At 45.4% G+C, this 23,808-nt stretch carries 19 protein-coding genes; 6 read left to right on the forward strand and 13 right to left on the reverse strand.

The features are described 5' to 3' along the window. Positions 1 to 62 precede the first annotated feature (62 nt). On the reverse strand, positions 63 to 605 hold the full coding sequence (gene petC, locus SYNPCCP_RS05470; RefSeq protein ID WP_020861638.1) for a cytochrome b6-f complex iron-sulfur subunit: 543 nt from the start codon (positions 603 to 605) through the stop codon (positions 63 to 65). Positions 606 to 929: 324 nt separating this feature from the next. After that, positions 930 to 1,124, reverse strand: coding sequence for a photosystem II reaction center phosphoprotein PsbH (gene psbH / locus SYNPCCP_RS05475; protein ID WP_010872259.1), 195 nt, complete (start codon positions 1,122 to 1,124; stop codon positions 930 to 932). 85 nt (positions 1,125 to 1,209) lie between these two features. On the opposite strand from psbH, the gene psbN reads away from it, so the two are divergent. After that, positions 1,210 to 1,341 (forward strand): photosystem II reaction center protein PsbN, encoded by a 132-nt coding sequence (psbN, locus tag SYNPCCP_RS05480; protein WP_010872260.1) that lies wholly within the window; start codon positions 1,210 to 1,212, stop codon positions 1,339 to 1,341. A gap of 45 nt (positions 1,342 to 1,386) precedes the next feature. Here the strand turns inward: psbN and SYNPCCP_RS05485 are convergent, their stop codons facing one another. The 3 genes from SYNPCCP_RS05485 to SYNPCCP_RS05495 form a co-directional block, all read right to left on the reverse strand. Beyond that, the gene (locus SYNPCCP_RS05485; protein WP_010872261.1) at positions 1,387 to 1,656 is read right to left on the reverse strand and encodes a YciI family protein; all 270 of its coding nucleotides are present in this window, start codon (positions 1,654 to 1,656) and stop codon (positions 1,387 to 1,389) included. A 181-nt stretch (positions 1,657 to 1,837) separates the two neighbouring features. After that, entirely contained in the window at positions 1,838 to 2,827 is a 990-nt protein-coding gene (locus tag SYNPCCP_RS05490; RefSeq protein WP_020861640.1) for a WD40 repeat domain-containing protein, read from the reverse strand. A gap of 127 nt (positions 2,828 to 2,954) precedes the next feature. Beyond that, on the reverse strand, positions 2,955 to 4,064 hold the full coding sequence (locus SYNPCCP_RS05495; RefSeq protein ID WP_010872263.1) for a TRAP transporter substrate-binding protein: 1,110 nt from the start codon (positions 4,062 to 4,064) through the stop codon (positions 2,955 to 2,957). Between the two features lie 383 nt (positions 4,065 to 4,447). Here SYNPCCP_RS05495 and SYNPCCP_RS17770 point away from each other — a divergent pair, with 383 nt between their 5' ends. Continuing rightward, the gene (locus SYNPCCP_RS17770; RefSeq protein ID WP_010872264.1) at positions 4,448 to 13,498 is read left to right on the forward strand and encodes a Calx-beta domain-containing protein; all 9,051 of its coding nucleotides are present in this window, start codon (positions 4,448 to 4,450) and stop codon (positions 13,496 to 13,498) included. A 304-nt stretch (positions 13,499 to 13,802) separates the two neighbouring features. Here SYNPCCP_RS17770 and SYNPCCP_RS05505 read toward each other — a convergent pair whose 3' ends face one another. Further along, complete coding sequence (locus SYNPCCP_RS05505) at positions 13,803 to 14,543, reverse strand: SDR family oxidoreductase (protein ID WP_020861641.1); 741 nt, start codon at positions 14,541 to 14,543, stop codon at positions 13,803 to 13,805. 403 nt (positions 14,544 to 14,946) lie between these two features. On the opposite strand from SYNPCCP_RS05505, the gene SYNPCCP_RS05510 reads away from it, so the two are divergent. From SYNPCCP_RS05510 to SYNPCCP_RS05525, 4 genes are all read left to right on the forward strand, one after another. Continuing rightward, a complete protein-coding gene (locus SYNPCCP_RS05510) occupies positions 14,947 to 15,486 on the forward strand; it encodes a heme-binding protein (protein ID WP_231848051.1) in 540 nt (179 codons plus the stop codon). A 106-nt stretch (positions 15,487 to 15,592) separates the two neighbouring features. Then, positions 15,593 to 16,462: a hypothetical protein gene (locus SYNPCCP_RS05515; RefSeq protein WP_010872267.1), complete on the forward strand. Its 870-nt coding sequence runs from the start codon at positions 15,593 to 15,595 to the stop codon at positions 16,460 to 16,462. A 79-nt stretch (positions 16,463 to 16,541) separates the two neighbouring features. Next, a complete protein-coding gene (locus SYNPCCP_RS05520; RefSeq protein WP_010872268.1) occupies positions 16,542 to 17,522 on the forward strand; it encodes a WD40 repeat domain-containing protein in 981 nt (326 codons plus the stop codon). A 14-nt stretch (positions 17,523 to 17,536) separates the two neighbouring features. Next, a complete protein-coding gene (locus tag SYNPCCP_RS05525) occupies positions 17,537 to 18,541 on the forward strand; it encodes a WD40 repeat domain-containing protein (protein WP_010872269.1) in 1,005 nt (334 codons plus the stop codon). Positions 18,542 to 18,587: 46 nt separating this feature from the next. On the opposite strand, the gene SYNPCCP_RS05530 is transcribed toward SYNPCCP_RS05525, so the two are convergent. The 7 genes from SYNPCCP_RS05530 to SYNPCCP_RS05555 form a co-directional block, all read right to left on the reverse strand. After that, the gene (locus SYNPCCP_RS05530) at positions 18,588 to 19,115 is read right to left on the reverse strand and encodes a heme-binding protein (protein WP_010872270.1); all 528 of its coding nucleotides are present in this window, start codon (positions 19,113 to 19,115) and stop codon (positions 18,588 to 18,590) included. A gap of 61 nt (positions 19,116 to 19,176) precedes the next feature. Continuing rightward, complete coding sequence (locus SYNPCCP_RS05535) at positions 19,177 to 20,184, reverse strand: polysaccharide deacetylase family protein (RefSeq protein WP_010872271.1); 1,008 nt, start codon at positions 20,182 to 20,184, stop codon at positions 19,177 to 19,179. 3 nt (positions 20,185 to 20,187) lie between these two features. Continuing rightward, positions 20,188 to 21,075, reverse strand: a complete 888-nt coding sequence (locus SYNPCCP_RS05540) for an alpha/beta fold hydrolase (RefSeq protein ID WP_010872272.1) — start codon at positions 21,073 to 21,075, stop codon at positions 20,188 to 20,190. A 20-nt stretch (positions 21,076 to 21,095) separates the two neighbouring features. Next, positions 21,096 to 21,959 (reverse strand): sugar phosphate isomerase/epimerase, encoded by an 864-nt coding sequence (locus tag SYNPCCP_RS05545; protein WP_010872273.1) that lies wholly within the window; start codon positions 21,957 to 21,959, stop codon positions 21,096 to 21,098. Then, entirely contained in the window at positions 21,956 to 22,762 is an 807-nt protein-coding gene (locus tag SYNPCCP_RS05550; protein ID WP_010872274.1) for a cupin domain-containing protein, read from the reverse strand. The genes SYNPCCP_RS05545 and SYNPCCP_RS05550 overlap by 4 nt, the downstream gene beginning before the upstream one ends. A 26-nt stretch (positions 22,763 to 22,788) precedes the next feature. After that, complete coding sequence (locus SYNPCCP_RS17415) at positions 22,789 to 22,959, reverse strand: hypothetical protein (protein ID WP_020861642.1); 171 nt, start codon at positions 22,957 to 22,959, stop codon at positions 22,789 to 22,791. Positions 22,960 to 22,986: 27 nt separating this feature from the next. Next, the gene (locus SYNPCCP_RS05555) at positions 22,987 to 23,790 is read right to left on the reverse strand and encodes a cupin domain-containing protein (protein WP_010872275.1); all 804 of its coding nucleotides are present in this window, start codon (positions 23,788 to 23,790) and stop codon (positions 22,987 to 22,989) included. Positions 23,791 to 23,808: the final 18 nt, after the last annotated feature.

The raw sequence follows: 23,808 nt of genomic DNA on the forward strand, positions 1-23,808 counted from the left end.
GTCTCAGACAATTACACAAAATTACAACAGTGTTGCTTACTCAACGGATAGCAAAGCTAAACCTAAGCCCACCAGGGATCTTCGTCGGTGCGGAAATCGGTTTCGGTCCAGGTGCTGAGCACTAATTTGTCGTCGTCGGTAACGGTAGCGTGGGCCAAAGCCAAAGAGAGGGGAGCCGGGCCACGGACCACTTTACCTTCAGCGTTGTACTGGGAGCCGTGACAAGGGCACATAAATTTGTTTTCGCTGGCATTCCAGGGCACTACACAGCCCAAATGGGTACACACCGCATTAATACCATAGTTGGCGATCGTGTCATCCCCCTGGACTACAATATAGGTCGGGTCGCCCTTCAACCCCTGGGCCAACACCCGATCGCCAGCGTTATGGGAAGCCAAAAATTCCGTCACCTTAACATCATTACCAAGGGCATCTTTGGCCGTTACACCACCGCCCGAACCACCACTGGAGGGGGGGATCAAATATTTTACTGCTGGATAGAGGGCCCCGGCCGCCACCCCAGTGATCGTACCGAAGGTCAATAAGTTCATAAACTGACGCCGACCCAAATCGGGGACATCAGGGGAGCCAGAAATCTGTGTCATAATGAACCGTCTAAATTTAAGGATTTTTACTAACATTCACCGGAGAAACCCCGGCAACATCGTTACAGAGAGGCAGGCCGGCTAAGTTACCGCTACCCCGGGGATTTGCAATAAAAAATGTAACAAGTCCTGTTCGATTATGACAGAAAACGCGCCAGCCCATCTAGACAAGGCTTTGGGCGATATTCCCTGACTAGCCAATGACAGTTTGTGGCCCCCTATGCTCCATAAGACAAAAAAATCCCGGCGGGGCGGGATCTAAAGAAAGTTAACCAAAATTAAGTTGGGATTAAATTGGGTCAGGAATATGTCAACAACCCCCCATTAACCAGCCCAGTCCACGCTAAAGCCTTCGAGAATCAGAGAAGAGTTATAAATCTGCAAAATAATCAGTAAGAAAACCAGAAAAAGAGCCATAAATACCCCCATGACAGGAGTGGTGCCCCAGCCCGGTACGACCTTACCGTATTCCGAGTTGAGGGGTCTGAGGATATCTCCTAACCGAGTGCGCTGTGCCATAGACTTCCCGTAAAAATGACTAAATGAGTTTTTGTAATGTTCTGTAATAATATAAGACAACAGAAACAACTATCAATCTTACCCCATGGAATCCGCAACAGTTCTTAGCATTACTTTTGCTGTCATTCTCATCGCCATCACTGGTCTGGCTGTGTACACTTCCTTTGGCCCTCCGTCCGCTGAGTTGGGTGATCCCTTCGATGACCACGAAGACTAAGCAGACCAGTCCGTCAGGGTCTTTAATTTAAACACTAGTTCGCTGTTAAAAAGCCTGAATCCACTCTTTGACTTCATACTCTGTCCAGATGCCGTTTTGCCAGTAAGGATCTCCTTGCACCAACTTTTCCACCGTGTCCTGGTCTGGCGCGTCGTAAATTGCAAAAACCTGCCGTAAATCTTTGGTAGGTCCAATGGTAACCAACACACCACTTTCCTTTTGGACCTTCAGTCCATCTAGGTGTGCTTGACGGTGGGGGGCTCTTTTTTCTTCCACGTTGTCACAATAGGTTCCCCAAAGCACATACTTAGCCACTGGTTACACACTCCTTTCTCAGCAACAGATACATAAAAGTTACCTAAGAATTCTAAATCATAACGGAGGGAGGTTTCCCTTCTTGGCCAGCTATCGTCATTAATCATGGCTTGGGAGTTTCCCAAAATAATTTTGGGCAAGCACTAGACCGCATTGCACATTGAGACGGCAGTTGCCTTACCTAATTGGAGCCGGCCAATTTTCCTTGGTAAATCATGCCAGTGGCATCGGCGGCAACCACTGTCTGGTCATCGGTGAAAATGACAGCGTTAATACCTGTAGTAGAAATTTTATGTTCTTCGACGATTTTTCCCGTGGTTAAGGAAATAATTTTAACAAAGCCTTGATCATCGGCGATCGCCACTAAATTTTCAGAGTTAATATCCAAAGCGTTCAGCCATGAGTTTACTTTTGCAAGGGTTTTATGGGCACCGGTGGCTAAATCTAGCTCTACTAACTCTCCGGTAAAGTAACCAATTAGTAGCTTGGCGCCATCGGGAGTAAATTTGAAAGTGTTGATGCGGCTGTTAATTGTTTTAAAGGTGCTAGGTTCAACGGGGTTACGGGCTGTATCATGATCAATATTAAAAATAGCAATTTCCCCCGTATCGTAACTAACAGCAACTTTGCCAACTTCTGGATTGGAGGTGTGGGTAAAAGCTAGATTTCTAGCAACACCAATAGATTGGTAAAGCTTGAAGGTGTTAACCTCCGGGGGGGAAAGACTGATTAATCGTGAAATGGTCACTGAGCCATCATCAGAAGATGATAATAGATAATCTTGGAGAATTAATGAATCTGTTACCGCCGCTTTATGGAGGGGAATATCAAAATTTTCCTGGGAGTTATGCAAAACACTGCTTCCAGTGTAGATAGAAGAAATAAGGAAAGGGATCGAGCCAAATTCCCCATACCTAGCCCGAAAAAAACGTTTACAGTTTTTAAGAAATAAATTATTTTTCTGATCTTGGTTTAAATTAGCATCGAGAAAAATCAAGTTGCAATTATAAAAGCCAATGGCTAGCTGTTTTGACTCTGGATCTTGGGCAATGGAAGCCGCAGCTCCATACTGACTAAGATCAATTTTTTTAACCACAAAAGGTTGTTCTTGACCCCAGACTCTTCCTTGCTGGGGAGTCAACCATAGACCAGTTAAGAGAAACGCAACCAACAGCAAACGCTTCAATTGATTGTTTTTAGAATGGAAAAAATAATTTTTAAACCTAAATATATGCTTCATACCTTGATTTTAACCAGGGAATAGTTAATATAAATTAGCCGTGAAGTTGTTGAAAATTTCAAGCAAACTTGATACCAGTTTTCTCTTCTAGCTTATTTTTGATCAGAGATTGAGCTTGGGAATTTAATTGACTATATATAAACCGATAAACTTCAATTAGCTTTTGCGGAGCTTGGGATAAATTAGGTTTAGTTTGCACCATGCCTAATTTACCAATTAATTGTTGGTAAGCTTGCTGGTTGTATTCTTCCTGAGCTCTGATTTGTTTGGCCTGATAAACCGGCAGAAGTTCCTTGATTACCGCCTGAACAGTAGGGGAAAGACTCTCCCAAAAACTGGTGTTGAAAAACGTGTTATAACCAGACCAAGCATGGTTAGTCATGTTTAAATATTTGGTTACCTCATATAATTTAAAACCTAATGCTACAGATGAAGGATTTTCCTGGGCCTCCACTGTGCCATTTTCTAAAGCGCGAAAGACTTGATTCATGGTGATTTTTTCGGGAACAGCTCCTAGAGCTTCCATGGTCATTGCCATGTCATTGGAAGGAGGAATCCTGATCTTTAACCCTTGAAAATCTTCTAGTTTATAAATTGGCTTACTGGCAATGGAAGTGACAATTCTCATGCCGTTGTTAAACGTGCCATTCCGTAAATAAGTTAAATTATATTGGGCTACCGAGCCATTAAGAGCTTCCGCAAAGAGGGACTGATTAATAATTTCAAAAACGTCTTGGGCTGATTGATAAAGGAGGGGAATATTTTGCACACCAATGACATCGGGAGCTACTTTGTCGATGATGGGCCCAGCAACGCTGACAATTTCAAAACGTCCTCCGGTAATGAACTGTACTGCTTGGGGATCGCCAGCGGGAATGGAAGCGTCGTGGGGAATGGGGGAAACAAAAAGTTCTCCCTCCGTTTGCTTAAATACTTCTAGCCACAGTTCTTCTAGGGCTTTATGGAGAGGGCTAGTGTCGGGTTGATTATGAAGATGGAAAGCTCGAATTTTTGCTTGGCTATAATACTCCCCATACTTACCAGGCAGAGGCAAAATTTTGTTTAAAATTTCCTGGGGAATGCCCTCGGCTAATAGTTTTGGTGCGGCGATCGCCAGAAGGGAACTGGCCCCTGCCAAAGCGAGAAAATTTCTCCGTGAATGTTTCATAACTGATATTCCCCATTATTTAGCTCTGAATTATAAGGCGTAATTTTCTAGTCAAAGCTGACCTCGACCACATTTTTGGCAAAGCTTCCATAATGCCTGGGTGATGGAATAGGCGGCGGCTTTGGAAGCAGAAAGGGAAATTACTGGGAAAAACCCTACAAATGAAGGGTTTAGCTTCCTAGAAATTGCTGCTTAAATCTTGGAATGTAGCATCGGCACAGAAGATGGTTAAGCAATGGTTATGAGACTTTCCTAAAGAATAATGATAATTTATCTACGGCTCTGGATAATTTTCTCGAAGACCTCCACCTCCCGGTCATAGACATAAGTACTTTCTACTTTGTTCAACATCCTGTTTTTCCTCTGTCTTACATAAGGTATTTATGGCTGCCTCTACCCAGACTCCGGCGATCGCCGTTGACTCGAACGGTTTTACACATTTAGTTTGGAACCAAAATAACGTCATTTACCACGCCTACTACGACCCTTCTGTCGGGCGGTGGCGGGAATCTGCTCCGATCGCCAATAGTGTCAGTGCCAAAGAACTTAAAATTACCACAGGAGTACGAAGCCAAGGGGAAGAAACAGGAAGTTCCGTAGAGGGGATTTTTATTTCTTGGATCGAAGGAGAAGGAAATAACAGCGATATTCATGGCGCTAGCGGCATTCTCAATAGCCTAGGGCAATATAACTGGGGCCAAACATTCAAGCTCACCGATGACGCAGTGAGTGATGAAAATATGCGGTTGCAGACCACTGCCGACGGTAATCTGCTCCTAATCACCGAAAAAATTGACTTAGATGATCCCCAAGCTGACAGAGATTTATACAGCCAAGTCATAGACCTCAGAAACCGAGAAACACTCCATAACACCCTCACCCAGGTCAAGCCTCTCAATCCCAGTAATTTTATTGCTCCCAATGCTTCCCCCACCTTGGCCCTCGGAGATGGAGATATACAAGTTCCAGGAACTTTTTTAATCACGAAAGAAAACAAAAAAGAGTATCAACTTCCTTTATCTTTTTTTAACGGCAAATTGGAATTCAAAAATGCCCTTGCCCTAGGGGGGGGGATCAACTTTACGAACCTGATTAATTCGGGTGATCCAGGGCTATCTGCTTTTTTGCAACTGCAGGATGAACTGTCCGGGGCACTGAGCTTCGGTAAAAACAAGGTTTCCCTCAAAGGTCGTCTACAGGGGAAACTCCAACTAGATTTTTTACTTAACGGGGATGGCAATACTTTTTCTGCATCCGATGCCCTGAGGCTCAGGGGAGAATACGAACGTAATTTATTACCAGGGAAAACCACCTATGACATTGGTTTTTCTGTAGGTGGAGTTCCGATTTCTCTCCTCGATGCTGAAGTTCAGTTGGGATTGCTTTTTGATTTGGCTTTTACGCTCAAACAAAAATGGAGTACAGATTTTGATCTTACCCCCCAAGCCCTAGTCACGGGGGGATCAACCCTAGCTGAAACTCAGACAGAAAATACAACTGTTGAATATTGGTATTCCTTGGTGCGGGCTGATGGCACTCCGGCCCAGCCTGGAGATGACCCCAGCCAACTCTACTGGCTAATCAATTCGGACCAAGCCGCAGACAATTTGCTTGCGCCGCCCCCTGGTTTAGAAGCTCCAAGTCCAGCGGAATTAGCACTGATTCCCGGCGTGGAAAACACTGGTCTTCTTAGCTTTGGCACTGGATTATCAGGCAAATTAAAGCTGGCCTTGCTTGGCTTTACGGCTTTTGATTTTGAAAGCAAGCTAGAGATCCTGGCAAACTTTGAAGTTTTCCCTAACGTCGGATTTGATAGCTTAGAAGAAACACTCGCACTAGGGCTAAATCTTTTTGGTAAAAAATGGTCCACAACCCTCAAAGTTGAGCAAAACTTCGATAATCCCAGCTTGATTGCAGAAAATTTGTCGACTACCCTCAATGCCGATGATTTGCTAGTTGGCATTAACCCTGATTTTATCCAAGGAAGTACTGCGATCTATGCGGGCAATCCCCTTGATGGCACTAGTGTTGGTTCTAATCTGACCGATGACACCTCCCCCAGTATTCTTGTAGCGAGTGATGGCAATCTTTATGCTACCTGGGTGAAAAATACCCATAATGAAAGTCTGTCCCAGGTGTTACTGGCGAAATCCACCGATGGCGGCAATACCTGGAGCAATCCTTTAGTGATTCCCAACAGTGCCGGCATGAACTTTAACCCGGTCATCGGCACAACGGTAACGGGGCAACTATTGGTGGTTTGGAGTAATGCCAGTCCTGATATTTTTAATCCCGATGGAAGCGTTAACCGGCCTGAGTTTGTTGAATCCCTTGCGGCCAGTACGTTGTTCTATTCAACCTCCAATGATAATGGCGCTACTTGGAGCGATGCCATACCCATTAACCCAGACATTAAAACTCCCCAGGCTTTGACCCTAACTCAACTGGCGAATGGCGCATTACTTCTATCCTGGGTCGTAGCGGATACCCTGATACCAGATACCGGACTATATACCAATGGCGGTGACACTAAGAATGATGTACTTTACAGTTCTTTTTGGAATGGAACAAGCTGGAGTAATGCTCAAATCGTAGCTAGCGGTGACCTGCGTTTATTAGAAACGCCCGTATCTGCAACGGTGGGCGGCGAAGCGACAATATTCTGGACAGAGGTGAATCCTGCTGCCGATGATGGCATAAGTATTTTTTATAGTAGCTATAATCAGCAATTTGCCCAGTGGACTCCTGCGGTTCTATTTGCGCCGGATTTATCAAACCTCACCACTTTCCAAACCGTGGCGGAGGCGATCGAAATTAGCAACAGCATCAGCAATCAAACAGTTAATTCTGCTTTTGATCAGCCAACCCACAACAGTGTTGTGGCGGAAAGTGATTTGCGCTTAGTAATTCCCCACAACAATAGTCAAGGCTCCAGTCAACTCCAAGTTTCACCTATTCGGGTAAAAGAAACCGATGGCGAAGCTGTTTTGCTTGTGCGTCGCACCGGGAATATTCAAGAAGCGGTGAGCTTTAATTATCGTACTGTAGATGGTTCTGCCACAGCGGGGGCTGATTATGTAGCCCAGGCTGGAACCCTGACCTTTGCTCCAGGGGAAGTTTTCAAGGAGATTCGGATTGCAATCCTAGATGATGACATTACCGAACGCCGGGCAGAAAAATTTCGGGTGGTCATCACTAGTGACCATGAAGGTGCTCACCTCCGCCTAGATGGTTTGCGTTTGGGGAATACCAGATTAGAACTCGTTGCAACGGTAACAACCATTGAGGATGAGCCAACCAGCCTATCTGAAATTGACAGTGGTTTCATCTTAAATGCAGATCCCCTAGCCCAAGCTGGTATGGCGATCGCCCCAGGGGGAGATATAAATAGTGATGGCACGGATGATTTCTTGGTAGGCGCACCGGCCAAAAATGGGGGCAATGGTGCCGTCTATGTGGTCTATGGTAATCCGACCATTGGCATTCGGGATCAAGGTCTATCCTTGGATAGTCTTGATGGTACTAATGGGGTCATTATCCAGGGAGCGAGTCAAAGCCTATTGGGAACGGCCATGGCGACGGCGGATTTAGACAGTGACGGGTTGAGTGATCTGGTGTTGGGAGCTCCTCAAAATTCAGTGCAAAATTCTGCGGGTAAAGTTTATATTCTGCGGGGTAGCAACGTCGAGGGTCAAAGCACTATTGATTTATCTACGGCTTCTAGTTTAGTTTTGGAGTCCAATCAAGCCGGTAATGCGGCGGGCTTTAAAACGGCGATCGCCGACGTGACAGGGGACGGTCTAGCAGATGTGATTATCAGTGCCCCTGCCATTAATACCATTTATGTAGTATTTGGGTCGGCCATTAAAAATGCCCTGAACAGTAACACCCCCTCCCTGAATTTGGACAATCTAGGCAGTGACGGCTTTCTTCTAAATACAGGGATCGGCCAAATCGGAACAGGATTAGGCGTGGCTGACATCAATGGCGATGGTGTCTTTGATCTATTATTGGGGGCACCCCAGGCCAATCCGGTAGATTATTCTGGTAGCGAAGATGCGGATAGTAAGCCTCTAGCCTATGGCGGTCAGGTCTATGTTGCCTTTGGTGGCACCGGTTTAAATGGTTCTTTGAACCTAGGTCAACTCAATGGCAGTAATGGTCTGATTCTCAATGGGCAAGCTTTTTATAACCAGTCCAACCTGGGGGGAGGCACCCCCTCTGACCCGAATTTACAGCCGGACTTCACTATTGCAGATAACGCTGGCACCAACGTGGTCAATGCGGGCGACATCAATAATGACGGTTTCGATGACTTTATTATCAGCGCCGCCAACTCTGCCGCCAATGGCATTAATGGCTTAGGGCGAGCCTATGTGGTTTTTGGCAAGGCTTCGGGATGGAATAGTGCGATTAATTTGCAAAATCTCGATGGCACCAATGGATTTATCATCAACGGTATTTACGATACAACCCAAAATTTGGGGGGTAATGCAGGGTACTGGATTTCCGCTGTCGGGGATATCAATAACGACTTTTTTGATGACTTTATTATCAGCGCGCCAACCTTAGGAACCAATGGGCCTAACAGTGCCACCGGCCAAAGTTATCTTATTTTAGGTACAAGTCAATGGGCTAATTTCCTCAATCAAGGGGTACTGGAATTATCCGACGTCAATACTCTTAATAGTCGGGTCTTTTTGTTTAACAATCCTAACTCCGGTACTCAATTGGGCTTAGGCCTGGGGTCTATTGGGGATGTGAATGGAGATGGTTCCCCCGATATGGCGATCGCCACGCCTCAGATCTATCCAGGAGTCGAGACTAGCCAAATTTACGTTGCCTACGGACACCCTTGGGTCGGAGCGGGCGGCAGTATTGATGTCACCAAATTGCGGAGTGATAACGGTTTTGTCTTCCAGCCCGTCACTAAGAATGAAATTGGAACGGTGCAGTTAGGGGCGGATATTAACAACGACGGCTATGTTGATACCCTAATTGCGGATGCGGGCTTTAATGGTGCTGGGGGGAAAATTGTTTACCTTTTCTTTGGCAGTGACCCGGCTCAACCCAGCACTTTTGTCGATAGTGTAGCGATTACGATCGCCAGCAATGATGGTCTGATTTTAGGTCAGCAAACCCTCGACTACGGCGACTTCAACAACGATGGCATTACTGATTTTGTCGTTTCCCGCAGTGGCGCCTTAGGGCAAAGCTACGCAACCATTATTTTGGGTAGCGAAGATTCCTCCATCTGGTCAAGCATTAACCCCGATACCGGCATTGACATCAATAATTTACTTGCAAGTAATGGTGGTGTTAATATCACCGTTCCTAACGTTCCTAACCAAGGCGCACTGGTGAATCTAGCCTCCGGTGACTTTAACGGGGATGGTATAGATGATGTTTTACTTAGCAGCGCAAACCTCAACCCAGTCATTGTTTTTGGCAAAGAAACCTGGAGCAGTGGAGTAACTAGCAATGTCAATGTTTTAAATGAGTCTTTACCCATCCAAATTGAAGCGGGTAAACCAATTACAGCAGTCAATTCCCTGGGGGATGTTAATGGTGATGGCTACGAGGATTTTGGCTTGATTGGCATTGATGAGGTTAATGAAAACCTTTATGGTTACGTCATTTTTGGCAAAAACAATTTAGCCTCCAATTCCTCCCTCAATTTAGCAACCCTCAATGGCAGTAATGGCTTTAAGTTAACCTCTCCAAGCATTTCTAGCATATCTGAGCAGGGAGGAGTGGGCAGTATTAGCTTGGCAGGAGATCTCAACGGTGATGGCTTTGGAGACTTCATTGTCGGCCTGACGAATGATCTTAACTTTGGTAAGAATGGCGCAGCCTATGTTGTCTTTGGAGGCCGTAACCTTGGCTCCAGCGGCTCTTTCAACCTCAGCAACTTAAATGGTGGCAACGGCTTCACCATCCAGCAGGCTCCTGGCTCAGAAGACCTCGTAGGTTATAGTATCGCTGGCGGCGGAGATATCAATGGGGATGGTTATGATGACTTGCTGGTTAGTGCCCCTAGCGCAGGAGTTGGGAACCCAGATGGGACAAATAATGGTGATACAGAAGGAACTATTTATACTCTATTTGGTAGTTCTATTCTCGGTGTTGGTGGCACGGTGGATCTGTCCAATTTAAATGGCAGTAATGGATTTGAGACCGTTGGTGCCCAAGCCTATTCCTTTGCGGGTTCCTTTGTGGGGGGATTAAGTGATGTCAATGGGGACGGCTACGCCGATCTTGGCATTGGGGCCCAGGGTGACAACTCCCAAGGAGTTTCAGGGTTGGCCTACAACGTCTTTGGTGGGGACTTTACCCAGAATGTCACCTACGTTGGCACTATTGACAACGACATTTTTTCGGCAACTTCCCTCGCAACCTCATCCGCTCCCCATATTATGAATGGGGGTCAGGGTAACGATATTTTGCAGAGCGCAGGTGTAAATGTTTCCGCCGGGGGACGAGTCGTGATGAATGGAGGCCAAGGCAATGACTTGCTATCCATCGGGAGTCTCAATTTTGAACGCTTGGACGGGGGTAGTGGTAAAGATATTTTGCAACTCAATAGTTACATTCTGTCTTCCAACAACCTTGACCTCACCGATACCACAATCGGCAGTCGGATCCGAGGTATTGAAGTCATTGACCTAGGAATTAACAATCGGGTCACGTTGAACGTAGAAACCCTCACAGCCTTATCTGATACCACCAACACTTTTACGGTTTTGGGTCATAACTCCTTTATCGTCGCCAGTGACTTCCAGAATTGGACAAAATCAGGGACTGTGACAGAACAAGGTGTAACTTATGACCAGTACATAAATAAGGGAACTAAGCTCTTAATTCAACAAAGCAATAATCTATTTGAGTCCACCGCTGTTTCCTCTGTGGCGGTCTATGGTACAGAAAACGGTGAAACCCTCGTGCCAGGTATTTTTCCCGGATTTGTCGGCAAAGATAATATCATTTTTGCCCTAGGGGGAGATGACTTAGTCGATCTGAGTCTGGCCCAGGGCAACAATCAAGTTTATGGTGGTCCAGGTAACGATCGCCTTATTGCAGGACAAAATGATTCTCTGTTCGGGGGTTTAGGAAACGACATCCTTGATACCTCGGGCGATCGGGGAACTAATAACCTAAATGGTGGAGATGGAGATGATACTTTCTTCCTGGGACAGGGAGACAAGGCCTTCGGTAACGATGGTAATGATCGCTTCTTCATGCGGGGCAGTGGTCGAAACTTGATCAGCGGTGGAGCCGGAGCGGATCATTTTTGGATTGCGGATATTGACTTTACCAATTCTTTTAATGCGATTCTGGACTTTGAGCTAGGTATTGATACCATTGGGCTTAAGGGTTTAGCTTCCCGTCAAGACGATCTCAAGCTCATTCAGTATGGCACTGATGTTTTAATTGCCCTAGGGGATGAATATCTGGCTCGGGTAACAGGTGTCCTGCGTCCCTTCCTAGAAGTTGTTAGTGATGGCATAGACCTATTTGTTCAAGGTGCCCAAGATGTATCTCCCATTGTCGTTAGCAATACAAATGACTCGGGAGCCGGTTCCCTTCGGCAAGCCATTATTGATGCAGGCGCTAATGCCAGCCCCGATACGATTGATATGACTGGTATCGCCGCTGGCACCATTATTTTGAATAGTCCTTTACCCACTCTCAATAACCGTAATGATATTACCTTTGTAACTCTAGGAGCCTTTGGTACTCCAACGATAAAGTTTAATAACCCCTCGGCTTTCAACAATATTTTCACCCTTGAAGGGGTCGCAGTTAATCTTTCCTACATGAACTTGCAGAATGGCTATGCCAAAGGCGGCGATGGGGTAAGTGGCGGCGGCGGTGGTGCCGGGGCTGGTGGCGCCCTAACTATCCTCCAAGGTAGTACTGTCATTATTGATAATGTGAGCTTTGACAGCAATCGAGCCGTGGGCGGCAATGGAACAGCCGGGGCCCGTGGTGGTGGTGGTGAGATTTTTGGAACCCCGGATGATCGTCCTTCTGCCGGGGGAGGGGGCGGAAATTTTAACGCCTCTGGTAATGCCAACAATGGCGGTGCCGCAGGGTCTGTTGGTGATGATAAAGCTGGGGGAACTGGGGGAACTGGGGGAACTGGAGGTTTCGGGATCGGTGGCGGTGGCGGTGGTGGCGGTGGCGGTAGTTCAAGTGGTAGTCCATTTGATTTTACTCCCAGAAATGGAGGAAGTGGCGGCCCTGGTGGTGCTGGTGGCTTTGGTGCCGGTGGTGGTGCTGGTGGCGGTGGCGGTGGTTCTTCAGGACAAAATCCTGGTGATGATAAGAGAGGTGGCTTTGGTGGTTCTGGAGGGTCCGGAGGTGGCAATCCCATCGGTGGGAATGGTAGTGTAGGGTCTCAAGGGGGCGCTGGTAATACAGTTGAAGGAGGTAGTCCCGGAAATGGGGGTAGTGGCGGCGGCGGTGCTGGTTTAGGCGGTGCGCTCTTTATTAACCAGGCCACGGTTACCATCACTAATTCCCAGTTCAGTGGCAACACAACCCAAGGAGGAACTGGGGGAAATTCCGGTCAAGCATTGGGCGGAGCCATTTTTATTACCGACAATTCCTTCGTGACTGGTGCGGGTCTGACATTCAGCAATAATTCTGCTCCCAGTAGTCCCGGCGGTAGTTTTAGCAATGCCTATGGCCAGTTCCAAAACAATAATGATGTCTATGGCACCATTGATTCCCTTTCCAATGCTTCAACGAACCTATTCCTGGTTCCTCCCCTTACTCCCGAGGTGCAAAACGAGATAAGCGTCGTTGCTAAAGACAATCTTTTCTTTGTGCAATTGCCTGACGGCAGTGAAGTCAGTCTTCTTTACGAGGATCAGCCCTTTGTAAGTGGCAGTTTTGGAAATTGGCAAATCCTCGAAGCAGAAACAATTAATGGTGTTAATAACGTGCTTTGGCAGAATCCTGATATTGATGAAATTGGGGTTTGGAACGCCGATAGTAACTGGAACTGGATTTCGTCCGAAACTTGGCCTACCAATTCTTTCAACACTTTGGAAGCAGAAATTAATTTCCAGATTGATTTAAACGGCGATGAACTCCTTGGCGATCGCCTTACAAATATTGAAAGCAAAGGTAACACTAGTTTTCTCGAAGGTATCTTTGGTAATTATTATGTTCAAACTGGGGATGATTTAACGGCACCAATCAAATATCTGGGTGAAGTATTTGAAAACAATTTTGGTGACTGGCAGGGCCTAGCAGCGGAGACAGTTAATGGTATTAACCAGGTACTTTGGCAAAACCTTGAAACTAGTGAAATTGGTGTTTGGAGCACCGATAGCAACTGGAATTGGCTGTCATCAGACGTTTTCGCCGCTGGCTCTCTCCAAGCCCTAGAGCAACAGTTAATTTTTGCCGTAGATGTTAACTGAGTTATTAAAGCTTCCGGGAAGAGGTGATCAACTGACAAACTCATCACTTTCTGAAGCCGAGGAGCTCTGCGACCCCGAGTCCTTTTTAGGTAATCATGGACGACCTTCGGCATTATTCACATTTACCACGGCAAGACCTTAATATGGTGCGAGTCCCCCGCCTTGAGCGCCCTGGGCAAGCCCCTTCAAAAAGTCGTTTATCGCCAGAAGGGAACTGGCCCCTGCCAAAGCGAAAAAATTTCTCCGTGAATGTTTCATAACTGATATTCCCCATCATTTAGCTCTGAATTATAAAGTCTAATTTTCAATCAAAGCTGACCTCAATCACATTTTTGCCAAAGCTTTGATAGGCATCGCCCATTCCTTTCGCCATGGTGTCGTTGGGAAAAACGTGAAACTCGCCAGATTGTAGTGCAGCAATAATAGCTTCCGCCACTAGGGTGGGGGATTCGGCAATATCAGCCCGGCCAGAAGCATGGGTCATTTCGGTGGCGATGGGGCCAGGATGGACGCTCTGAACCAGAGTGCCTTGTCCAGCCAGAACTTCCCGCAATGCCTGGGTAATGGAATAGGCTGCGGCTTTGGAAGCAGAATAAGTAGCAACATTGCAGAATGACTTGAGGGAAACTACTGAGTTGAGTTGCACAAAAGCTCCCCCTCCATTGGCTTTGAGCACTGGAGCAAAGGCTTGGGCCATGGAGATCAACCCATACACATTGGTCTCCATTTCAAATTTCAAGCAGGCGATCGCCTCTTCGGCCAGGGGATTTGCAACTTTTTGCACCCCGGCATTATTGACCACAATTTCCACATCTGTGGCGGTTTGGGCAGCGGCGGCAATGGATTCTGGGTCTGCTAGATCGATCAAAATAGGGACTATTTTATTGCCATATTTGTCCACTAAGAAAGCGGCGCTTTCCAACTTTCTGACGGCGGCGTACACTTTTGCGGCCCCATGCTCCAAAAAAGACTCCACCAGTACTTTGCCTATCCCCCGATTGGCACCAGTAACCAGAACTGTTTTGTTGCTAATATCGATGGCCATGGGCATGTCTCCGGGAATATCAGTTAAAACATTACAACGATTAGCCTAATTAAGTCCCCAAAATTTAGATACGTTTCGTAAACTAAGTACAAATTATGTAAGTGGAGTTAGATTTTGGTTTAAAATTGCCTGGAGTATCTGCCAAAACATAAGTTCAAGCTGGCGATCGCCATTGGGCAATGGGTTCTAATAGGTTCTAGCCAAAGCAAGAAATTTTTCATTTAAGCAACTCAATTAGTGATACAGATCGTTGAATTGCCAAAAAATAAGTATGATTAATCTTAATGATTAGATTCCCGTCGTAGTTTACCCTGTTGCGGCGGCACAAAATCAATTTTTTAAAAGTCTTAACTATGAGTAAAATTAGGATTATTTCACTAACTAGAGGCAAATTTCTGTGAAAGTGAGCAAACGTTTTTTCCAGCCTTGTTTAGTGTTGGGGATTTCCCTTGGTTTATCTTTAGCCCTTGTTCCTGACGCCCTAGCCCTAAAAACCTATTATCAATTGCCCATAAGCCTAGCAGTAGAAGCGGCCATGGAAGCGGTCAATACCTGTCAACAGGATGGTTATAACGTCACCGCCACGGTGGTCAATCGAGAAGGTTTAGTACAAGCTGTAATTCGGGGAGATGACGCCACCCCCCACACCATCGAAAATAGTTTTTATAAAGCCTTTACTTTGATTACCCTGGGCCCCATCACTGGGCAAGATTCCACTGGGGCGATCGCCCAAAAGATGACCCCAGCTCCTTTGCCTGTGGGTTCTGTGCCCTTGGCTCCCAATCCTATTACTGGTCTTAGTTTTAGCACCGGCGGCTCAGCCATTAAAGTGGGAGACCAATTAGTGGCGGCGATCGGCGTTTCTGGTTCACCCAATGGTAATTTAGACCAAACCTGTGGTCTGAAAGGTATTGAAAAAATTAAATCCCGTTTAGTGCCTTAAACTTTTACCCTTGTCCATGGTTGGTAACCCTTAAGCTTTTTTTACGGAAGACGATCAAGCGAAATATAAAGAAAAGTATCTCACTAAAGCCATCGAAATATTTTCCATGAAACAGGTTAATTTTTTAGCTGGATTTTTGTCTAATTCCCTTATTACTTTAGTTATTATCTTTGTTGTCACTGTTGCCACCGTTACCACCTTACAAACAGCTAAAGCCGTTGCAACTTTAGATAATCAAAATATCTATACACCATCGGCGAGCAATATTCGAGGCATTCAGGAACGAATTGTTTATGATTTTCCCGATACGGGTTTGAAATTAACCATGCCCAGATTTCTTAAAGATCCTGTGGCTTTCGAAACTCCAGGCAAAGACGTATTAATTATGTTGAGAACACCGGCTGATACCTGTGGCTTGTATCAAATGGCGGAGGCTATCTTAACCCCTAATGCTGGTCCGCCGCCCCATTTTCATTACGCTTCCGATGAGTGGTTTTTTTCTACGGAACCATCCCAAGTTCGGCTTTATAGTTCTCAGGAATTTCAGGCCCCGTTACAAGTCGGTCAAATTCCTGGGATTAATGTTGACCCCATTAAAGTTGGTTCCGTTCTCGAAGATCAAGGGGAAATAATTTTTTCTCCTAGGGGGATGGTGCATTATTTTCGTAATGAAACTCCGGGGAAAGCGGAAGTCCGGGGTTTTTATAATGTTTGGGCTCCTGGCTATGGCATTTCCGAACGATTTGAAGGAATTGATAACCTTGATGGATCCAACAGCAACCAGTCCATCCCCTTGGCACAGAAAGAGTTTTTACAAACAGCCCTTTGGGGAATTCCCCACGATATCACCGGCGGCTTTGTGGGAACTAAGGATTATTACAATGAGCGGGGTTCTGTTTTTATTCATCCCGATAACATCGAGGAACTCCAAGCCCTGTTCGACCAGGGGGAAGCTTGCTATCCCAATGAAGGATAAATTGAATTTAATCTCTACATAATTAGACTTTTTTTCAAAAAAATATTTCAGTTTTTATTCTCAATTCAGGATTTTTTAAATGCGTATTTTTCCTGTATTTTTACTAACTTTCAGCCTTTTTTTAATCAAGGAAGAAATAGTTACAGCAGAAGTTAAAGTTTCTGCGCCGGTGGTTAATCAATCTGGCATTAAGCTAAATCTTGAGCGACAATTTACGGGGTCTGATGTGGCTATTAACCGTATCCATTTTAGTCCCGACGGACAATTTTTACTAACGGCGGCCGCAGATGGCGTGGGCACTTTATGGACTAAAGAAGGGGAAATGCTGGGGCAACTACAGGGTCAAAAGCCCCCCATGTTCAATGCTCGTCTTTCCCCCGATCGCCAAATTTTAATCACCACTGGCTATGACGGTACCATTCGCTTGTGGAATTTGCAGGGGGAGCTACTGGAGGAACAACAGCCCCATCGAGCAGCGGTGGCCGATGCCATATTTAGTCCCGACAGTCAAATTATTGTCACCTGTTCTGATGATGGCCAAACTAAAATTTTTACCCGCCAAGGTCAAGAAATAGCTAGTGTTTTAAAATCAGGTACAGCTCGAAATTTGGCGTACCATCCCCAGGGACTTTTAATTGCTAGTGTTTCCGATAGCGGTTCCCTCCATTTAATTAATCCCAACGGCAAAATTGAACGGGAAATTTCCACAGGCCAAGGGCGAATTAATAATGTTAACTTTAGTCCGAATGGTGAACAATTATTAACTTCAGGCATTAATGGTTCTGCCAAGTTATGGAATTTAGCAGGGGAATTAATCCATGAATATAAAGTTGTGCCCACCGGTTGGGTTAACAGTGCCCAGTTCTATCCTAAAGGTGAATGGCTAGCCACCGCCAGTGACGACGGTACGATTAGATTTTGGCAAAAAGATGGTCAATTAATTTATGAATTACCGTTGGTTAATGCCCGCTTAACTAGCTTGAGTTTTTCTCCCGATGGCAAGCAGTTAGCGGCCACCAGCAGTCAGGGACAGGTTTGGGTTTTTAATTTATCTTATTAAGGATTAATAGCAAGATGAAACATAAATTTCTAGTTAGTTTTTTACTGGGATTAACCATTAGTTTCGCGGGCGCCCAGGTTATTGCTAAAACGCCCTCGGTTAATAACGCCCCTGTAGCGCGGAGTGTAAACCAATCCCCCATTCAGCTAGAAGTTATTAAAAGTTACCAGGGTCATACGCTCAAAGGGGAAGCAATTATTCAAATTCATTACAGTCAAGATGGCAATTATTTGCTCTCTACTGCCACCGATGGTTTGGCTAAACTTTGGACAGCGGATGGAGAATTGGTGCGGGAATTTGCTGGTAAGCCTGTAGCTATGATTTTTAACGGTGCCTTTAGCAGGGACGGGAAAGCCATTATTACCGCTGGCTACAACGGTGTTGCCCGTATTTGGGATGTGCAGGGCAATGTATTGGGGGAAATTCTAGGCCACACTTCTGCTGTTACCGATGTAGTTTTCTTGAGTGATGATATGGGGGTAGTCACCAGTTCCGATGACGGCACTATTGAAGGTTGGTCAAACATTAAAGAACCACTGTTTACTGTAACTCGTCCTGGGGTGAGTCGTAATATGGACTTTAATGCCCAGACAAACTTGATTGCTGTCACCCAAGATATTGGCGAAATTACGTTACTAAATCCCGCTGGAAAAGTTGTAAGAATTATCGAAACCGATCAAGGTCGCCTCAATGATGTCGATTTTAGTCAAGATGGTAAGTTGTTAGTTACAGCTGGTTTTGATGGCACAGCTCGGGTGTTTAATCTTGATGGCCAAGAAATATTAAAAATTGATGTGCTTGATGATGGGTGGGTTACTGGGGTTGCCATCAACCAAGACAATTTAATTGCCACCGTTTCCGACGATGGCATTTTAAGAGTGTGGAATTTACAGGGACAATTATTGGGGCAATATAACCCCAATTTAGAAAGATTGGGCAGTGTATCTTTCCATCCCAACGGCAAAAATTTGGCGATCGCCGCTTACCACGGCACCATTATTTTGCTGGAGTTGCAATAAATAGGAAGAAGACTGATATTTTTGCCCGATTCTTAACTATTTTCACTTAACGTAAATCTGGCAGAACAGCATCCCGACCTTTAATGGCACAACCTTCGTCCACCATCCCAATGGGAGTGCCGGAAACCCCCAAGCCTCCCACCACTTTGCCCTGGGAAATCAAGGTCACTCCGCCGGGAAAAAGGGTGATGCCCGTGAGGGGATCGGCAGGCATGGGCCATGTGCCCACTCCCTGGGCTCCCTTTGCTTGCATTGACGCCAAAATACCAGAAGTCCTGTCCAAATTATGATTGGTAGCTAGGGTAACGGCGGAATAGGCTTTATTGAATGAAGTTTGCACCGTATGCACAAGGGCCCCATCGCTACGAATGACCACCAACACATTACCTTCGGGATTGACGACGGTGGCCGTAACCCCATAACCTTCCTGACGACAAGCGGCGATCGCCGACTGGGCCGCTTTAATGGCAATTTCCGCAGGTAAAACGGGGGTTTCTTCTAGGGCCAAAGCTGGTAGAGCTAAACCCGTTAAAGCAATGGTAGTTAATAGCGGAGTAAAAGTAAATTTGAGCATGGTGAAATTCCTTGTTTGACAACAAAATTGCTGGGATATTTTAGGCTAATTATTCTGTTAATTAACTGGTGGCACTAGGGACAAAATTAGGCACATTGGGATAAACATTTTGAATATCTTCCCGAATGGTATTGGGGTCATTTAATGCAAAGTTGGCAATGTCAATTTTTTTCATAAACGCCACCCCTGGTTTTGCCATCACATACTTAAGAAAATCTTCAAATACATAAACATGCTCCGGCCGTTGCAGGCGATCGTGCATTGTTACCGCCATCATCCGTCGTCGATAGGCAGCTTCCTCATAAAGGCGATCGAAAGAGTTTTTCAACTCGGTTAAGTACTGGCCAGAGGAAAAGAAGCGGGCCTCATAAGCACGAATATCATTCAGATAAACGGCGTAGGGCACCACCATGATAGATTTGCCGTTGTTGAGGTTAACAATGAAAGGTTCATCCCGGCTGACATCATCAATGTGATAAACAAAACCCAATTCATTCAGTACAGTAAGAATATTGACAGAACCCCGTAAACCCGGGGCATTGTAGCCCACTGCCCGCTGTCCTGTAACTTTTAGGATTATGTCCACATTACGTTGAATAAAGTCCCTTTCCTGGGGCGCGGTCATATTAAATTCATTGTCCCAATCCCAACCATGGGCCGCCGCTTCATGGCCCCGTTGGACAATTTCCTTGGCCCGGTCTGGATACATTTCCACCGTGCGCCCAGACATGTGGGAAGTGATTTTAATTTTGTACTTATCTAGTAAATCGAGAATACGGGGAACCCCTTCCGTATAGCCATAGCGGTACCAAGTAATGGTGGGCATATCGTAGTAATCCGGCGGCGGGGTAAAGTTTCCAAAGGGAGTAGGAGCACCTTTGGCCGGCTGACTGCCTGTTTCAAACATTAAAGACAGGGAAATAGGCAAACGGATATTGTCGGGCCAAAATTTACCGCCCCTATTGCTAGATTGTTGCGCCAACAGTGGCTTATTGCCCATCAAAGCGTAACTGGCGATCGCCCCGGCTCCGGTGGCCAGGCCATATTTAAACAGATCTCTTCTTTGCATAATTCAGGACTCCTTGGTGGTTGCAAAAGTGGTTAAAATTGCCTGGAAAATTTCCTCCGGTGCTTCCTCAGGAATGTAATGGCCACACTGTTCAATCACGTAACCAGTAATGTCATCACAATAGGGAGATAAACCGTTATAAATTAAAGATTTAGTGGCAAATTCTCCCCCCATAGTAAAAATTGGCTGACTAAAATGCGTCTCCGCCGTGGGAGTATTAGCCTTTGTTGTTTCCTCTAGGGCAGAGTACCAAAGAAAACCAGCTTTCATTGCCCCAGGACGACTATAGTAACGAGCATAGTAATCCATGACTTCGGGGGTAAGATTCTGCTTCCGTTTAGATTTATTAGTGAAATACCAACTGAGATATTCATTTTCTTTTCCTGTAACCAAACTACTAGCTAAATCCGGCACCATATGAAAATAAAACTGCCAAACTTTTGGTGCATTAACCACAGAGAAGAAATCGTTACTAACCAAACCGGGAATAGCTGCATCAATTAATCCTGCCCCCAGCACAGCTTCTGGAAAAAATTTCAGCACTGTAAAGGCAACCCAAGCCCCCACATCATGACCCACTAAGTAAAAAGAATTAATTTCTTTTTTGGCTAAAAAGGCTTTAATTTCCCTCGCCGCTGTGCCGCAATCATAGGGGCCATCGGGAATATCGGAATCCCCCTGACCCCTCATATCCAGGGCAATTACCCGGAAATGCTCTCCCAATTGTTCTAGCAATAGCCGCCAGACGTAGCAGGTTTGGGGCCAGCCCCCCAGTAGAAGTAATGGTTGCCCGCTTCCCCCTTCAATGGCATGAAGATTCACTCCTTCAACGTCGGTATAGGTATGCTCAAAGCTTGATGGCAAGGCGATAGGAATAAAGGGGCTATTCATAGATTATTGACTGAGTAAATTTAGTTAGTTTGATAAGTTTGTCGCAAAAATTTCAGTCCATCTTGGGCAAGGGCTTCATTACTGGGAGCCACCGTGCGCCACAAGCGGGCTCCATTAGCCAATTCCTTATCCTCAAAATTAAAACTTTCAATGGTGACCCAACCTTGGTAATCCATGGTTTGTAAGGCTTTAAACCAATGGCCCCAAGCAAAGGAATCACTGCCGGGAGTGCCCCGGTCTTTGGCACAGGCATGGATATGAAAACAATGATTGCTCGCTTGTAAAAAAGCTTTGATTACATCCTTTTCTTCAATATTCATGTGGAATAAATCCAGTAATAGCCCCAGTTGAGGACAATCCACTGCATCGAGCAATTCTAAGCCTTGAGCTACAGTATTTAAAGCATAACCTTGAAAACGATTCAGGGGTTCCACAGCAAACTTCAGATCAGTTTTGATCAGAGTTTCCGCTACCAGCTTAAAGGCCTCCTGCATGCGAACATTTTCCCGTTTTTGCAGAGGTTCTCCACTGAGATAACCCACAGGATGGGGGAACGGCCCAGAGAGTTGAATGATGCCGCATTGTTGACAGAATTTAATTGCCCTTTCCAGATAAGCAATGGATTCCCGCCAGCAGTCTTCATCCTTGGTAGTCAAGGATAAACCCCGGGGTAAACTGGTGCAAAAGGTTAGCTCTACACCATACTTTTCGCCATAACTTTTAAGTTGGAGGGGATCAATTTGGTCGAAATAATGGGTGGCAATTTCTATCCCATCAAATCCCCACCTTTTAGCATCTTGGAAAACATATTCTTCATTACCAAGAAATTCTTTTTTCCAGATAAAAGTATGAACTCCAAACTTGATTTTGGGGGAAGAAATCATGAGCAGGTTACCGATTTATCACCACGGTTAAAAGCTTCAATTACCTCCACCATACGCTCTAAGTCTTTATCATTTTTTAGTTTGGCAATTTGGGCAGGTAATTTGTCACTAATGGTGTTGACATATTCCATAAAGTAGGAACTTTGATTAATCCCATATTTGGGAGCTTCCGAAGCAAAGGCCGCCCTTTGGGCATTGGTCAATTCCGGTAAATTGTTCAAATCAGTAATGCGGGGCCCCACAGCTTGAAAATATTCCCGCATCCCACCGTCATGGTAGGGAAAATCCGGTGCAACTTCATTACGCATCCAAACAAAAACAATGGGTAATGTTTTATCCGTAGGATTAACAAAACCATGCATGTAATGGTTGGGAGAATAAATCAATTGTTTGGGTTCGCTTTGAATGCTATACAAATCTCCCCGACCGGCTCCCCCGACCACAGGTAACTCGTCCATATTGGGATATTGTTTAGTGCTGTGGAACAGTTCAATACCGCCTTCCGGAGTCCAAAACCATTCATTGATGAAGTAATGAATATGGGGCATGGGGCCGCCTCCGGGGGGAATTTGGGCGTGGGCGATGGCAAAACCAATGTCCTTGGCACTACAGGAAGCAATATCAAAAATTTCGTTGGCAGGAGTATAAATTAGCAGGGGATCCGCTAATTTGGGCATGGGAATATCGTCAAAGGTATGAATTTCTGTTTCTGCGGCAACGCTAAAATTTTGCAAAAACAGAATAGTCCCCAACGTCAGAGTTAAAACTAGACCAATACCCCAAAGTTTGACTTTCAATAGCATAATTGCTTCTCCAGGCTAATTTAGATTTAAAAACCAAATTTTTGCTTGATAAACGTGTAAGTGACTTGGCCTAAAAGACAGGCTCCGGCAGCGACTAAGCCTTCAAAAGGGGGAACGGGCAAGGGGAGTTTGAAAAAGCCAAAAATCACTCCTAAGATCCAGCCGCCAAGAATGGCAAAGCCTAGTTCTTTACTCATAAATTTTCCCAGAAATTGTTGAAAGTATTAAAAGCATTTAACAGTTGCATCGCCTTGATTGTAGGCATTGATAGTATCGATAATCCGGTTTAAGCTCTGATCATTTTCTAACTTAGTTAATGACGTTGGTAGCTTGCCGCTAACCCCATCTACATACTCAAAAAAGTAGTAGCTTTGGTTAATACCATAAAGGGGAGCATGGCTGACAAATTCTATTTTGGATTCCTCTGTGATAGCTGGCAAATGCTTTAAATCTTTGATGGGAATGCCCACGTCCTGGAAATATTCCCGGATGCCACCGTCATGCAATTCGTATTCAGGAGAAATGCCGTCTTCCAACCAAATAAAGGTCAAAGGACGGGTTTCTGTGGTGGTATTGGCAAAGCCATGGACTCGATATTTGGGCCCGTAAACGATCTGATTGGGTTCAGTATTAACAGTGTACACAGTGGTATTGCCGGCCTGTTCATCGGTGGCGGGATTCTCCAAATCGGGGTACTCTTTCACACTTTGAAATAGTTGCAGTCCCCCTTTCGGAGTCCAAAACCACTCATTGGTGTAATGATGGATGTGAGGTAGTGGTCCCGCCCCTGGGGGAATCTGGGCTTCCGCAATGGTGAAACCAATACCATCGGCATTGCAAGTGGAAAATTCAAAAATTTCCCCTGCTGGTCCCAGAATTTTTTCTGTTTTTTCTATGTTGGGATGGGGAAAATTATCCAACGTAGAAATTGCCAAGGCTTTAGGAATTGCTATGGTCAAAGTGCCTAAAACTATCAGTAAAATGAGGCACAACTTGGAAAGTAATGGGGATAAACGTAAAGTTTTCATGACGTTGACTAGGATTTG

The organism is Synechocystis sp. PCC 6803 substr. PCC-P (genome assembly GCF_000284455.1).
Lineage (GTDB): Bacteria > Cyanobacteriota > Cyanobacteriia > Cyanobacteriales > Microcystaceae > Synechocystis.